The sequence below is a fragment of the Streptomyces coeruleofuscus genome (assembly GCF_039532725.1).
In the GTDB taxonomy this organism is placed as follows: Bacteria; Actinomycetota; Actinomycetes; order Streptomycetales; family Streptomycetaceae; genus Streptomyces; species Streptomyces coeruleofuscus.
Genome location: NZ_BAAASE010000006.1, coordinates 336,450 through 349,324 on the forward strand (window position 1 = coordinate 336,450; position 12,875 = coordinate 349,324).

The following is a 12,875-nucleotide window of genomic DNA, read 5'->3' on the forward strand; positions in this document are numbered from 1 at the left end:
GGTCGCCTCTGCCGCTCACTCCTCGTCCGACAGCCCCGCGAGATCCAGCGCCGTGGCGATCCGGACCGCCACGTCCTCCGCGTACATCGCGTCGGACCGCTCGAAGGCACTGCGCCCCGCGCCCCGCAGGAACGTCACGACACCCAGCGTCCGCGCCCGGCTGCGCAGCACCGCGCACAGGGCGTGCACGGCGTCCGGCGGCCACTGACGGGCCAGGGCCCACTCCCGCGCCTGCTCGGGCGAGGCGGCGCCCGCGCTCGCCCGCAGCGCGCCGACCCGCTCCACGCACTGGAGGGCCGGGTGCCCCTCGGCGTACCGCACGGGCAGACCCGCGCGGTCGGCGAGCTTGCTCGGCCCCGGCGCGCCGGAGGGTGTCGCGGCGACCCGCACCAGCCGCACCGGCCCCTCGGTCTCCGCGTCGGTGAGCGCGCCGCCGGCCACCCGGTCGATCAGCGCGTGGTCGGCGAAACCGGCCAGGGCGAAGTCCAGGTGGACGGTCGCGGCCTCCGCCGGGTCCTCGCACTCGGCGGCGGCCCTCGACGCCCGGTGCAGCTGCTGCGTACGGAACCGCAGCAGCGACGCCTCCTGCTCGGCCTGTTTGGCCTCCGTCACGTCCTGGAACAGCCAGCCCACGCCCAGCGGAACCGGCTCCTCCGCCAGCGGCGAGGCCAACCGCAGGAAACCGCTGCGCCAGCAGCGCCGCCGCTCCCCCTCGGACGTACGCACCGTCACCCACACCTCGGCGGGCGCGGGCGGCGCGCCCTCCGCCAGCACATGCTGAAGCGCGCTCTCCAGCTCCTCCACGCCCTGCGCGAGCAGCTCTCCGAGCGGCCGCCCGAGCACGGACGTACGCCCCGTGCCCAGCGCCTTGGCCGCGTGCGCGTTCACCACGGCGGGCCGCAGGTCGACGTCCACCAGCACGACACCCCAGCTGGCGTCCTCGAACAGCGCCTCGCTCAACGCGATCGACCGCTCCAGATCGATCTGCGCGTGCACCTCGCTGAAGGCGCAGTACACACCCGCGGGCTTTCCGTCCGGACCCCGCACGGCCGCCGACTGCGTCCGTACGAGCACCCGCCCGCCGTCCTTCGTCAGCAGCGCGAACTCGTGGACCTGGCGGCCCGGCGCGTGCATGGCGGACAGCAGCCGCCCCTCGACCTCCTCGGCGTCCGCGCTGCGCACGGCCCACCCGGCAAGGCCCCGCCGCCCCACGGCCTCGTCCGCGCTCCATCCCAGGATCCGCTCGGCCTCGCGGTTCCAGTGCGTCACGACACCTTCGGCGTCGAAGGCGCACAGCGCCGCGTCCATGCCGTCGAGCAGCGCGGCAAGCAGATCCGAACCATCCGAGTTGTCCCGCTCGGGCTCGTCCGGCCCCAGCTCGTCGGTGGTCCCACTACGCCGGGAAGCACTCACCTGGACCCCCTGCAGGCTGCGTCCGCACGTACGGCACGCCGGTTCGCTCCTTGCAATCATTCAACTGGAACGTGACCCAGCGCACACCGAGTTCCCACAACATTGAAGGAATCGTTGTACGGCGGCGATCCCCACGTCAACGCCCGGAGAACGGCCCGCCGCGGACTCAGTCGATCAACGACAAGGCCCCAGTACCACTCCCGCGCCGCGCGTACACCTCGATCTCGATCTTCATCCGGGGATCCGCGAGACCGCACACCAGCATCGTCGCGGCCGGCCGCACCTCACCGAAGCACTCGCGCAGCACCGGCCAGCACGGTTCGAAGTCCTCCCGCTCCGGCAGCAGGTACCGCACCCGCACGACGTCCGCGAACGAACACCCCGCCTCCTTGAGTGCGGCCCCTATGTTCCGCAGACACTGCTCGGCCTGCTCCACGACGTCGTCGGAGATCGTCATGTCCGAGTAGTCGAAACCGGTCGTGCCCGACACGTGCACCCAGTCCCCGTCCACCACGGCCCGGGCGTACCCGATCCGCTCCTCGAACACCGAACCGCTGAGAATCGCCTGTCGCTGGTGTGTCATGTACCGAACGCTAGGCGCGAGATCATCCACGCGTCGATAGGCCGTAGCCGCCTCAGGGGAGCTTGCCGCACTGCGGTGCCGAACAACGCCAGGACCTGCGTAGCTGTAGCAGGCAGACCGATCACATGTTTGGCATTTCGGCGTCATTCGCACGGATGAGCGCTTATTGCCTGCTAAAGCACCTTCCGCTCAGCACGGGCCACTACTTTCAGCTGCATACACGAGAGAGGAGGTCACTCGCTCCCCGCCCGCGAGGCTGTCGAGTGACCAGCCCGAGTCATCACGATCCGACGGATCAGGGAGGTGCAACCCGATGGCTACGTTTCCTGTGGGCGAGCAGACCCACCAGGCTGTGCTTCCTCAGCAGCCTGCTCTGGAATCCGTGGGAGCAGACACCCCTGGGAGCAGGGACGAAACGGCTCACGGACATCCCGCCACCGGGCGGGACACCGGCAGGGAACATGGGCGAGGGGAGACCGGCGGGCGCGGCACCGTGGCCCGTCGGCGTCACGCCAAGAGTGCCGTTCCGGCGGCGCAGGCGGCAGAGACCGGGAGTGGTGACGCTCCCGCATTGGACCAGAGCTGCCGATCGTATGCAGGCGGGACGGGCGCATGCAGGGTCTTCGTGTTGTCCAGGGACGGGCAACCTCTGATGCCCTGTCATCCCGCCCGAGCCCGCGAACTGTTGGGCAAGGGACGGGCCGTCGTCGTCCGGCAGGTGCCCTTCGTGATCCGCCTGAAGGACCGCACGCTCGGCGAGTCGGAAGTCGAGGGCGTGCAGTTGCGCGTCGACCCCGGCTCCAAAGGAACCGGTCTCGTCCTCACCGATGAGAAGAAGGAACCCCACGACCGGAGCTCCTTCGTCACAGTCCGGCGCGGCTTGGTCTCGATCGAACTGCAACACCGAGGTGACCAGATCCGCGCCGGTATGCGTCAACGCGCCGGATACCGACGCCGCAGACGCAGAGCGAACCTTCGCTACCGGGCACCACGGTCGGACAACCGTGCTCGCCGGTCGGGCTGGCTGCCACCCTCCCTACGCCATCGCGTGGATACGACCTTCTCGCTGGCCGACCGGCTGTGCCGCTGGGCGCCCGTGACAGAGATCCATGTGGAACGCGTCGCTTTCGACACCCACTCGCTGAGCGCGGGCAGGCTCCTTCATGGAACCGAACACCAGCGCGGCCCCCTGGCTGGAACCACCGTCCGCGAACATCTGCGAGCCACGTGGAACGCTGCATGTGCTTACTGCGGTGTCTCTGGTGTGCCCTTGAACGTCGACCATCTCAGGCCCCGCAGCCGAGGGGGCTCACACCGCATCTCCAACCTCGTACTGGCCTGCGCTCCGTGCAACAAGGCCAAAGGCAGCAAGCCGGTCGGGACCTTCCTGGCTCACCGTCCCGGCCGTCTTGCGACGGTCCTTCCCCAGGTCAGGGCGCCCCTCGATGACGCCGCCGCCATGAACGCCACCAGCTGGCAACTCACGGCTGTGCCGGCCACCCTCGGCAGACCGGTGCAGGCCTGGCCTGGCCGACTCACCAAGGCAAACCGCCTAGCCGTGGGCCTGATCAAGACACACACCCTGGATGCCCTGTGCATCGGACCTCTTGATCATGAGACTGGCGACCAGATCGTGAGGTTCCCCCACTATGTGCTGACGGCCAAGGCCACCGGACGTGGCTCCTACGCCCGTACCACCCCAGACCGGTACGGGTTCCGGCGCCTTCTGCGCCCGCGTGCCAAACAGCACCACGGATACGTGACCGGAGACCTCGTACGCGCCGTCGTGACCGCAGGTAAGTGGGCAGGAACTTGGACTGGGCGCGTTTCTGTCCGCAGCAGCGGGCAGCACAGATTGGCCACGGCTTCATGCCGATTCGACTGCTCCCACCGAAACCTGCGGCTCCTCCAACGAGGCGACGGATACGCCTACAGCAGTCGGCGGGAGTCGGCGGTATCAACCTCTCGGAAAAACAGTTGAGCGGCCGAGAGCGGCTGCCTAGGGTAGCTACCACTTCAGAAGGGAGGTGGTTCGGCAGATGTATGCATACCGGACGGAAGAGGTGGCTGCGGGCTAGCAGCCCGTCACCACACACAGTGCGGTGCCGGACCAGCACGTGAGCGAAGCGTGCAGCCGGCCCAATCTCCAGCAGTCACCCGACCCGCGAGCCGCCGGTACGTCCGGCCGGCCCTCCTCTGGAGGACCAGGCTCGCGGGTCGTCTGCGTTTCGGGAGGGGGCGACGGTGGTGGGCGAGTGGCGCGACGATCGGATCGGCAGCGCTCTGCGGGGCGAGAATCCGGCCGTGATGCGGAGGCTGGACGCCGGGTTCGCGGTGATCGGCGACGTGCAGTTTCTGCCCGGCTACTCGGTGCTGCTGAGCGATGATCCCTCGGTGGAGCGGCTGTCTGAGCTGCCGCGGAGCAGGCGGCTGGCGTTCCTGGGGGACATGGAGCGGCTGGGGGAAGCCGTCGAGCGGGCCTGTCGGCGCGTGGAGTCGGGGTTTCGGCGGGTCAATCTGGAGATTCTCGGGAACGCCGACGGGTTCCTGCACGCGCATGTGTGGCCGCGGTACGACTGGGAGCCCGAGGATCTCGTGCGGCGGCCCGTGTGGCTGTATCCGCGGGAGCTGTGGGGCGAGGAGCGGTATGCGCTCGGGGCGCGGCACGCACCGATGCGGGAGGCGATCGGCGAGGAGCTGGACCGGCTCGGGGGGTGAGACGTGCGGACGGCCTCACCCGGAGCCGGGTGAGGCCGTGCGGGAGAGGGGTCAGCGGGCGATGCCCTCGTAGCCCTCGATCTCGCGCGGGTCGCGGGAGCCGGGGCCGGTGTAGCGGGCCGAGGGGCGGACCAGGCGGCCCGTGCGCTTCTGTTCGAGGATGTGGGCGGACCAGCCGGCCGTGCGGGCGCAGGTGAACATGGACGTGAACATGTGGGCCGGGACCTCGGCGAAGTCCAGGACGATGGCTGCCCAGAACTCGACGTTGGTGGCCAGGACCCGGTCGGGGCGGCGGGCGTGGAGTTCCGCCAGGGCCGCCTTCTCCAGGGCCTCGGCGACCTCGAAGCGGGGGGCGCCCAGTTCGCGGGCCGTGCGGCGCAGCACCCTCGCCCTGGGGTCCTCGGCGCGGTAGACGCGGTGGCCGAAGCCCATGAGGCGTTCGCCCTTGTCGAGCGCGTTCTTGACGTAGGCCTCGGCGTCTCCCGTGCGTTCGATCTCCTCGATCATGCCGAGGACCCGGGAGGGGGCGCCGCCGTGGAGGGGGCCCGACATCGCGCCGACCGCTCCTGACAGGGCCGCCGCGACGTCCGCGCCGGTCGACGCGATGACCCTCGCCGTGAACGTGGACGCGTTCATGCCGTGTTCCGCGGCGCTCGTCCAGTACGCGTCCACCGCTGCCACGTGCTTGGGGTCCGGCTCGCCGCGCCAGCGGATCATGAAGCGTTCGACGACGGAGTGGGCCTTGTCGATCTCGCGCTGCGGGACCATCGGCAGGCCCTGGCCGCGGGCCGACTGGGCGACGTAGGACAGGGCCATGACGGCCGCCCGGGCCAGGTCCTCGCGGGCCTCTTCGGCGTCGATGTCCAGGAGGGGTTTCAGGCCCCAGACGGGCGCGAGCATGGCCAGGGCCGACTGGACGTCGACGCGGATGTCGCCGGAGTGGACGGGGATGGGGAACGGCTCGGCGGGCGGCAGGCCCGGGTTGAAGGCGCCGTCGACGAGCAGGCCCCAGACGTTGCCGAAGGAGACGTGCCCGACGAGATCCTCGATGTCGACGCCCCGATAACGCAGGGCGCCGCCCTCCTTGTCCGGTTCGGCGATCTCCGTCTCGAACGCGACGACTCCCTCGAGCCCGGGTACGAAGTCGGACATCAGGCGGCTCCTCGTGATGTAAGCGACAGATGGTGTGATGTGGGGTGGGTCGAACGAACCATGTGTCAGTCAGCTTGCGAAGCGGGCGGCCGCCCGGTGGATCCACGGTCGTGTGCGGCGACTCGCGGTCCCGGACGGTCTCCCCTGTGATGCCCCGTGCGGCTGGCGGTCACCCAACCGGAACGGCACGGAAACGATATCCCCGAGTGCCACCGTTGGGGAGGGCTCACGGCACTCAGTGCCAGTCAGTGACGAAGGACACCGTCCGTACGGCAAGATGACCGGGTGACCGACCGCGACGACGTCCCCTTCGATCTGGCCTCGATGCGCAAGCAGTACCGGGCGGAGGGGCTCTCCGAGAACGAGCTGGCCGCCACGCCCGTCGAGCAGTTCGCGCGCTGGTTCATGCAGGCCGCGACGGACGGCGGGCTGTTCGAGCCGAACGCCATGGTCGTCTCGACGGCCGACGCCGAGGGGCGGCCCAGCGCCCGCACGGTGCTGCTGAAGCACTTCGACGAGCAGGGCTTCGTCTTCTACACGAACTACGACTCCCGCAAGGCACGTGACCTGGCGGAGAACCCGTACGTCTCGCTGCTGTTCCCCTGGCATCCGATGGCCCGGCAGGTCATCGTGACCGGGGTCGCGCGGCGTACCGGGCGGGACGAGACGGCGGCGTACTTCCGCACCCGTCCGCACGGCTCGCAGCTGGGTGCCTGGGCCAGTGCGCAGTCCTCGGTGATCGCCACCCGCGCGGACGTCGACGGGGCGTACGCCGAACTGGCCGCCCGCTATCCCGAGGGCGAGCAGGTGCCGGTGCCGCCGAACTGGGGCGGTTTCCGGGTGGCCCCGCAGACGGTGGAGTTCTGGCAGGGCCGCGAGAACCGGCTGCACGACCGGTTGCGGTACGTGGAGCGGGCCGACGGGAGCTGGCGCGTGGAGCGGCTCAGTCCCTGACGCCGCCCAGCGCCTGGTCCAGCAGCCCCGCCCACTGCTCGACCACCCGTTCCCGGCGTGCCGCGTCGTCGGTGAGGAGGTTGGCCAGGCCCAGGCCCCGGGCCATGTCGAGGAGGCCCTGGACGGTTTCGCGGGCGCCGGGGACGGATTCGTCGGCGGCCAGGAGGTCGACGGCTATGCGGTGGGTCTCGCGGCCCACGCGGGATTCGAGTTCGGTGACGCGGGGCCGGAGCTGGTCCTCGTTGGAGGCGGCCACCCAGAGGTGGAGGGCCGCGCGGAACAGCGGTCCGGTGTAGAGGTCGACCAAGGCCGCGACGACCGCGTGGCGGTCGCCGGCCGCGCCCTCCGGGAAGAGGGCGCGCAGGGCCGTGGAGCGTTCCTCGGCGACGTACTCGACGGCCGCGGTGAAGAGGTCCTCGCGGGTCGGGAAGTGGTGCTGGGCGGCGCCGCGGGAGACGCCGGCGCGTTCGGCGACGACGGAGACCGTGGAACCGGCCCAGCCGTGTTCGGCGAGGCAGGCCACGGCGGCTTCCAGGAGCCGCTGCCGGGTGGCCCGGCTGCGGTCCTGTTTGGGGACTCGCTCCGCGCGGTCTCTCTCCGCGCGGTCGACCGTGCTCACACCGCCCATGTCCTCACACCACCCATGCCGGATCCCGTCGTTCGAGGAAGGCCGTCATCCCCTCGCGGGCCTGCGGGGAGGAGAACAGCCGGGCCGAGAGCGCGGTCAGGCCGTCCGCGTCCCGGTCGAAGGCTTCCAGCACCCTAGTCGTGAGCAGCCGTTTCGTCTCGGTCAGGGCGTCGGGGGCTGATTTGCGCAGGCCGTCCAGGATGGGGGCCAGTGCGGTGTCGACGTCGTCGGCGTGGGTGGTGAGCAGGCCCGTGCGGGCTGCCTCCGCCGCGTCGAACCGCTCTCCCGTGAGGTAGTAGCGGGCCAGCGCGCGCGGGTCCGTGCGCGGGAGGAGGGGCAGGGAGATGACCGCGGGGGCGACGCCGATGCGGACCTCGGTGAAGGCGAAGGTGGCCTCGGTGGAGGCGGCCGCGATGTCGCAGGCGGCCAGCAGGCCGAGGCCGCCCGCGCGGACGTGGCCGGTGACCCGTGCGACGACCGGCTTGGGCAGTTCGACGATCTGCCGCAGCAGGCCGACCAGGGCTTCCGGGGGCGGGGGGTCGCGGAGGTCGGCGCCCGCGCTGAAGGTGGTGCCGGTGTGGGTGAGGACGACCGCGCGGACCTCTGCGTCCTGGTCGGCGTCCGCGAGCGCCTCGGCCAGTTCGCCCACGAGGGCGGCCGACAGGGCGTTGCGGTTGTGGGGTGAGTCGAGGGTGAGGGTCTCGACGGCACGCGCGCGTGCCCGGAGGACCAGGGTCATGCGCGCTCCCTGAGCTGTCGGCGGAGGATCTTGCCGGAGGCCGCCCGGGGGACGCCGTCGATGAAGGTGACGTGCCGGATCCGCTTGTAGGGGGCCACGCGCTCGGCGACGTACATCATGATCTCCGCCTCGGAGAGGTCGGTGCGGGCCGGCTGGCGGACCACGTACGCGTGCGGGATCTCGTTGCCGTCGTCGTCGTACGTGCCGATGACGGCGGCGTCGGCGATGCCCGGGTGGGTGAGCAGCAGCGCCTCCAGCTCGGCGGGGGCCACCTGGAAGCCCTTGTACTTGATGAGTTCCTTGACGCGGTCGACGACGAACAGCCAGCCTCCCCCACTCTCGGCTTCGCTCGAGCGGGAGGTGCCCCCACCGTCCACGTGCCCGACATCGCCGGTGTGCAGCCAGCCGTCGGCGTCGATCATGGCGGTGGTGGCGTCGGGGCGGCCGAGGTAGCCCTTCATGACCTGGGGGCCGCGAATGAGGATCTCGCCGGACTCGCCGGCGGGGAGGTCCTTGCCGGGGTCGTCGAGGGAGACGATGCGCATCTCGGTGCCGGCGATGAGCTTGCCGACGGTTCCGGGCGGCGCGTCGTTCATCGCGTCCAGCGGGACGACGTGCGTGCCGGGCGACAGTTCCGTCATGCCGTAGGCCTGGCCGACGGGCGGCAGTCCGAGCCGCTGGGAGCAGGCGACGGCCAGGCGCGCGTCCAGGGGTGCGGCGGCGCTGACGATGTACTTCAGGGACGACAGGTCGTACTGCGCGACGGCCGGGTGTTTGGCGAGGGCGAGCACGATCGGCGGGGCCACGTACAGGCCGGTGATGCGGTGGTTCTGGATGGCGGCGAGGAACTGTTCCAGGTCGAAGCGGGGCAGGACGACGACGGTGGCGCCCTGCCTGAGGGGCGCGTTCATCAGGGCCGTGAGGCCGTATATGTGGAAGAAGGGAAGTACCGCCAGAATGCGGTCTCCGGGGCCGGCGGGTATCGCCGGGTGGAGCTGGGCGAGGTTGGTGGCGATCTGCCGGTGGGTGAGCATGACGCCCTTGGGCGTGCCGGTGGTTCCGGAGGAGTACGGCAGGGCCGCCACGTCCTCCACGGGGTCGATGGCGACCTGCGGCTCGGGGGCGGCGGAGGCCAGCATGTCGATCAGGGAGCGGTGTCCGGTCGCGCTGTCGCACACGAAGATCTCGCTTACGCCGCCCGCGAGTTCGGCGGCCCGGCGCGCGATGTCCAGCAGGGGTGAGACGGTGATGATCCAGCGGGCCGCGCAGTCCGTCAGCTGCTTGGCGAACTCCTGGGCGGTGGCGAGCGGGTGCACGGTGGTGACGGTGGCGCCCGCGCGCGTGGCGGCGTAGAAGGCGGTCGGGAAGGCGATGGTGTTGGGGCTGTGCAGGGCGAGGACGTCGCCCTTGCGCACCCCGGCCTCGGCGAGGGCGGCGGCGACGCGCCGGTGGAACCGGTCCACCTGCTCGTACGAGAGGGTGGTGCCGTCGGTGCCGTCGATCAGCGCCGGGATGTCGCCGAACTCCGCGGCCCGGGCCAGGACGGCGTCGTGGATGGGCAGTTCGACGGGCGGGACGTCTGCGTACTCGCTGCGGAACATGGTTCCTCCTCGCGCGCGGGTCGTCTCAGTACGACTTGGGCAGGCCCAGGGTCTGGTGGGAGACGTAGTTGAGAATCATCTCCCGGCTCACCGGGGCGATACGAGCCACGCGCGCGGCCGTTATCAGCGAGGCGAGACCGAACTCGCGGGTGAGTCCGTTGCCGCCGAGGGTGTGCACGGCCTGGTCCACGGCCTTCACGCAGGCCTCCCCCGCCGCGTACTTCGCCATGTTGGCGGCCTCGCCCGCGCCCATGTCGTCGCCGGCGTCGTACAGCCGGGCCGCCTTCTGCATCATCAGGCGCGCGAGTTCGAGGTCGATGTGCGCCTGGGCCAGGGGGTGGGCGATGGCCTGGTGGGCGCCGATGGGGGTGTCCCAGACCTGCCGGTCGCGGGCGTACTCGACGGCTTTCGCGAGGGCGTAGCGGCCCATGCCGATCGCGAAGGCGGCCGTCATGATGCGTTCGGGGTTGAGACCGGCGAAGAGCTGGAGGAGCCCTGCGTCCTCGTCGCCGACGAGGGCGTCGGCGGGCAGCCGTACGTCGTCCAGTGTCAGCTCGAACTGCTTCTCGGCGGCGTTGAGTTCCATGTCGATGGGCTGCCGGGTGAAGCCGGGTGCGTCGCGCGGGACGATGAAGAGGCAGGGCTTGAGGCGGCCGGTGCGGGCGTCCTCCGTGCGGCCGACGATGAGGGTCGCGTCCGCGAGGTCGACGCCGGAGATGAAGACCTTGCGGCCCTTGAGGATCCAGTCTCCGGTGTCCTCGTCGCGGCGGGCGGTGGTCGTGATGCGGTGGCTGTTGGAGCCGGCGTCCGGTTCCGTGATGCCGAAGGCCATCAGGCGGGAGCCGTCGGCCAGGGCGGGGAGCCAGTGTTGTTTCTGGGCGTTAGTGCCGAAGCGGGCTATCACCGTGCCGCAGATGGCTGGTGAGACGACCAGCATGAGGAGGGGGCAGCCGGCCGCGCCGAGTTCTTCGAGGACGATGGAGAGCTCGGAGATGCCTCCGCCGCCGCCTCCGTACTCCTCGGGGAGGTTGACGCCGAGGTAGCCGAGTTTGCCCGCCTCGGACCAGAGTTGGGTGGGGTCGCATCCGCGGCCGTGGCGTTTGCCCAGGGCTGAGACGGCTTCTCGGAGGGCCTTGTGGTCTTCGGTGTCCATGGGGAGTCCTTTCGGGTGCGAGCCGTATGTGGCTGGTCGCGCTCACGCGGCGGAGCCGCATATCAATGCAGCCCCGCGCCCCTAAGAGGTTTCTGTCACCACCGCCAGTAGTGCGCCCGGCTCTACCTGTTGTCCGGGTGCGACACACAGCTCACTCAGCGTTCCTGTGACGGGTGCCGTGATCTTGTGCTGCATCTTCATCGCCTCCAGCCAGAGGAGGGGGGCCCCGGCCTTGACGGGCGTGCCCGCGGTGACGCCGTCGGCCACTCGGACGACCGTGCCCGGCATGGGGGCCAGGAGGGAGCCGGGGGCGTGCTGGGTCGTCGGGTCGGGGAAGCGGGGCAGGATCGTCAGCGCGGTGGAGTTGACGTAGACCTGGTCGCCGTAGCGCGCCACCTCGAACTTGCGCCGCACTCCGCCCGCTTCGAGGACCACGAGGTGCGCGTCGGCGTGCACCACCCGTACGCCGTCCGCCTCCAGGCCCGTGCGCGTGTGCCGGTAGTGGACCTCGTGTTCCTCCCCTGCCATCGCGTAGCGCTTGGTCTGCGGCTGTGAGGGGACGTTGCGCCAGCCGCCGAAGCGGGAGCGGCCGTGGGCGTCGGCGAGGGCGGCTGCCAGGGGGGCGTGCGGGTCGGGGGACGGCTCGGTCAGGTGCGGCAGGTGGCGGTCGTAGAAGCCCGTGTCCATGCTGGCCGCGGTGAACTCCGGGTGGCGCAGGGAGCGGACCAGGAGATCGCGGTTGGTGACGGGGCCGTGGATCACGGCTCGTTCCAGGGCGGAGGCCAGCTTGCGGACGGCCTCCGTGCGTGTGGGCGCGTGGGCCACCACCTTGGCGAGCATGGGGTCGTAGTGGACGCCGATGTCGTCGCCGTCGGAGTAGCCGGTGTCGAGGCGGACGCCTTCGGGTACGGACAGGCGGTGCAGGCGGCCGGTCTGCGGTGACCAGTCGCGGGACGGGTCCTCGGCGTAGAGGCGGGCCTCCACGGCGTGGCCACGCGCGCGGGGAGGCGTGTTCTCGAGGGGGTGGCCCTCGGCGACGCGGATCTGTCCGGCGACCAGGTCGAGGCCGAACACGGCCTCCGTCACGGGGTGTTCGACCTGGAGGCGGGTGTTCATCTCCAGGAAGTGGGCCCTGCCGTCGGCGACGAGGAACTCGACCGTGCCGGCGCCCACGTAGTCGACGGCTCGGGCGGCCCGTACGGCGAGGGCGCTCACCTCCTCCTGGAGTTCCTCGGAGAGTCCGGGTGCCGGGGCCTCCTCGACGACCTTCTGGTGGCGGCGCTGGAGGGAGCAGTCGCGGGTGCCGAGCGGCCAGACGGTGCCGTGGGTGTCAGCGAGGATCTGCACCTCGACGTGGCGGCCGTTCTCGACGTACGGCTCGACGAAGACCTCGCCGTCGCCGAAGGCACTCGCCGCTTCGGCGCGTGCGGCGGCCAGTTCGGCGTCCAGGTCCGCCAGGTGCCGTACGACGCGCATGCCGCGGCCGCCGCCGCCCGCCGCCGCCTTCACCAGGACGGGCAGGTCGGCCTCGGTGACCTTGGTGAGGGGCTCGATGCCCATGAGCTGCTTGGCGCGCGTCTTGGACGCCATCGCCTCGATGGCGTCCGGGGACGGACCGATCCAGAGCAGGCCCGCGTCCAGCACGGCCCGGGCGAAGCCGGCGTTCTCGGAGAGGAAGCCGTAGCCGGGGTGCACGGCGTCCGCGCCGGACGCGACGGCGGCCTTCACGATCAGGTCGCCGCGCAGGTAGGTGTCGGCGGGCGCGACCCCCGGTAGCCGTACGGCTGTGTCGGCCACGCGCGCGTGGAGGGCGTTCTCGTCGGCGTCCGAGTGCACGGCGACCGTGCGGATGCCCAGCTCGCGGCAGGTGCGGAAGACGCGGCAGGCGATCTCGCCCCGGTTGGCGACCAGCAGGGTGGAAATCATCTGTTCCC

Annotated in this window: 11 protein-coding genes; 3 read left to right on the top strand and 8 right to left on the bottom strand. The window is 71.0% G+C overall.

All coding sequences use genetic code 11. The features are described from left to right. Nucleotides 1-15: 15 nt before the first annotated feature. Entirely contained in the window at nt 16-1,473 is a 1,458-nt protein-coding gene (locus ABFX81_RS25005) for a PAS domain-containing protein (protein ID WP_086849519.1), read from the bottom strand. A gap of 106 nt (nt 1,474-1,579) precedes the next feature. Continuing rightward, nucleotides 1,580-1,996 (bottom strand): Rid family hydrolase, encoded by a 417-nt coding sequence (locus tag ABFX81_RS25010; RefSeq protein ID WP_086849521.1) that lies wholly within the window; start codon nt 1,994-1,996, stop codon nt 1,580-1,582. A 313-nt stretch (nt 1,997-2,309) separates the two neighbouring features. Between ABFX81_RS25010 and iscB the strand changes: the two genes are divergently transcribed. Next, entirely contained in the window at nt 2,310-3,977 is a 1,668-nt protein-coding gene (iscB, locus tag ABFX81_RS25015; RefSeq protein WP_086849523.1) for an RNA-guided endonuclease IscB, read from the top strand. 263 nt (nt 3,978-4,240) lie between these two features. Then, a complete protein-coding gene (locus ABFX81_RS25020) occupies nt 4,241-4,714 on the top strand; it encodes an HIT family protein (RefSeq protein WP_086849525.1) in 474 nt (157 codons plus the stop codon). 51 nt (nt 4,715-4,765) lie between these two features. Here ABFX81_RS25020 and ABFX81_RS25025 read toward each other — a convergent pair whose 3' ends face one another. Then, entirely contained in the window at nt 4,766-5,866 is a 1,101-nt protein-coding gene (locus tag ABFX81_RS25025; RefSeq protein ID WP_086849527.1) for a citrate synthase, read from the bottom strand. 285 nt (nt 5,867-6,151) lie between these two features. On the opposite strand from ABFX81_RS25025, the gene pdxH reads away from it, so the two are divergent. Continuing rightward, nucleotides 6,152-6,820, top strand: coding sequence for a pyridoxamine 5'-phosphate oxidase (gene pdxH / locus ABFX81_RS25030; protein WP_086849529.1), 669 nt, complete (start codon nt 6,152-6,154; stop codon nt 6,818-6,820). On the opposite strand, the gene ABFX81_RS25035 is transcribed toward pdxH, so the two are convergent. From ABFX81_RS25035 to ABFX81_RS25055, 5 genes are all read right to left on the bottom strand, one after another. After that, entirely contained in the window at nt 6,810-7,448 is a 639-nt protein-coding gene (locus tag ABFX81_RS25035) for a TetR family transcriptional regulator (RefSeq protein ID WP_086849532.1), read from the bottom strand. The two genes, pdxH and ABFX81_RS25035, sit on opposite strands and share 11 nt — an antisense overlap. A gap of 4 nt (nt 7,449-7,452) precedes the next feature. Beyond that, nucleotides 7,453-8,187, bottom strand: coding sequence for an enoyl-CoA hydratase family protein (locus ABFX81_RS25040; protein ID WP_346138689.1), 735 nt, complete (start codon nt 8,185-8,187; stop codon nt 7,453-7,455). After that, nucleotides 8,184-9,788: an AMP-binding protein gene (locus ABFX81_RS25045; protein ID WP_086850697.1), complete on the bottom strand. Its 1,605-nt coding sequence runs from the start codon at nt 9,786-9,788 to the stop codon at nt 8,184-8,186. Before ABFX81_RS25045 ends, ABFX81_RS25040 begins: the two co-directional genes overlap by 4 nt. A 25-nt stretch (nt 9,789-9,813) precedes the next feature. Further along, nucleotides 9,814-10,941: an acyl-CoA dehydrogenase family protein gene (locus tag ABFX81_RS25050; RefSeq protein ID WP_086850695.1), complete on the bottom strand. Its 1,128-nt coding sequence runs from the start codon at nt 10,939-10,941 to the stop codon at nt 9,814-9,816. An 81-nt stretch (nt 10,942-11,022) separates the two neighbouring features. After that, nucleotides 11,023-12,867 carry an ATP-binding protein gene (locus ABFX81_RS25055; protein WP_086850693.1) on the bottom strand — a complete coding sequence of 615 codons (1,845 nt, stop codon included), beginning with the start codon at nt 12,865-12,867 and terminating at the stop codon, nt 11,023-11,025. Nucleotides 12,868-12,875 lie beyond the last annotated feature (8 nt).

Excerpts from the sequence above, each read along its gene's own strand:
- ABFX81_RS25005 (WP_086849519.1), bottom strand. The coding sequence starts at position 1,473 with ATGATTGCAAGGAGCGAACCGGCGTGCCGTACGTGCGGACGCAGCCTG.
- ABFX81_RS25010 (WP_086849521.1), bottom strand. The coding sequence starts at position 1,996 with ATGACACACCAGCGACAGGCGATTCTCAGCGGTTCGGTGTTCGAGGAG.
- iscB (WP_086849523.1), top strand. The coding sequence starts at position 2,310 with ATGGCTACGTTTCCTGTGGGCGAGCAGACCCACCAGGCTGTGCTTCCT.
- ABFX81_RS25025 (WP_086849527.1), bottom strand. The coding sequence starts at position 5,866 with ATGTCCGACTTCGTACCCGGGCTCGAGGGAGTCGTCGCGTTCGAGACG.
- ABFX81_RS25035 (WP_086849532.1), bottom strand. The coding sequence starts at position 7,448 with ATGGGCGGTGTGAGCACGGTCGACCGCGCGGAGAGAGACCGCGCGGAG.
- ABFX81_RS25040 (WP_346138689.1), bottom strand. The coding sequence starts at position 8,187 with ATGACCCTGGTCCTCCGGGCACGCGCGCGTGCCGTCGAGACCCTCACC.
- ABFX81_RS25045 (WP_086850697.1), bottom strand. The coding sequence starts at position 9,788 with ATGTTCCGCAGCGAGTACGCAGACGTCCCGCCCGTCGAACTGCCCATC.
- ABFX81_RS25050 (WP_086850695.1), bottom strand. The coding sequence starts at position 10,941 with ATGGACACCGAAGACCACAAGGCCCTCCGAGAAGCCGTCTCAGCCCTG.
- ABFX81_RS25055 (WP_086850693.1), bottom strand. The coding sequence starts at position 12,867 with ATGATTTCCACCCTGCTGGTCGCCAACCGGGGCGAGATCGCCTGCCGC.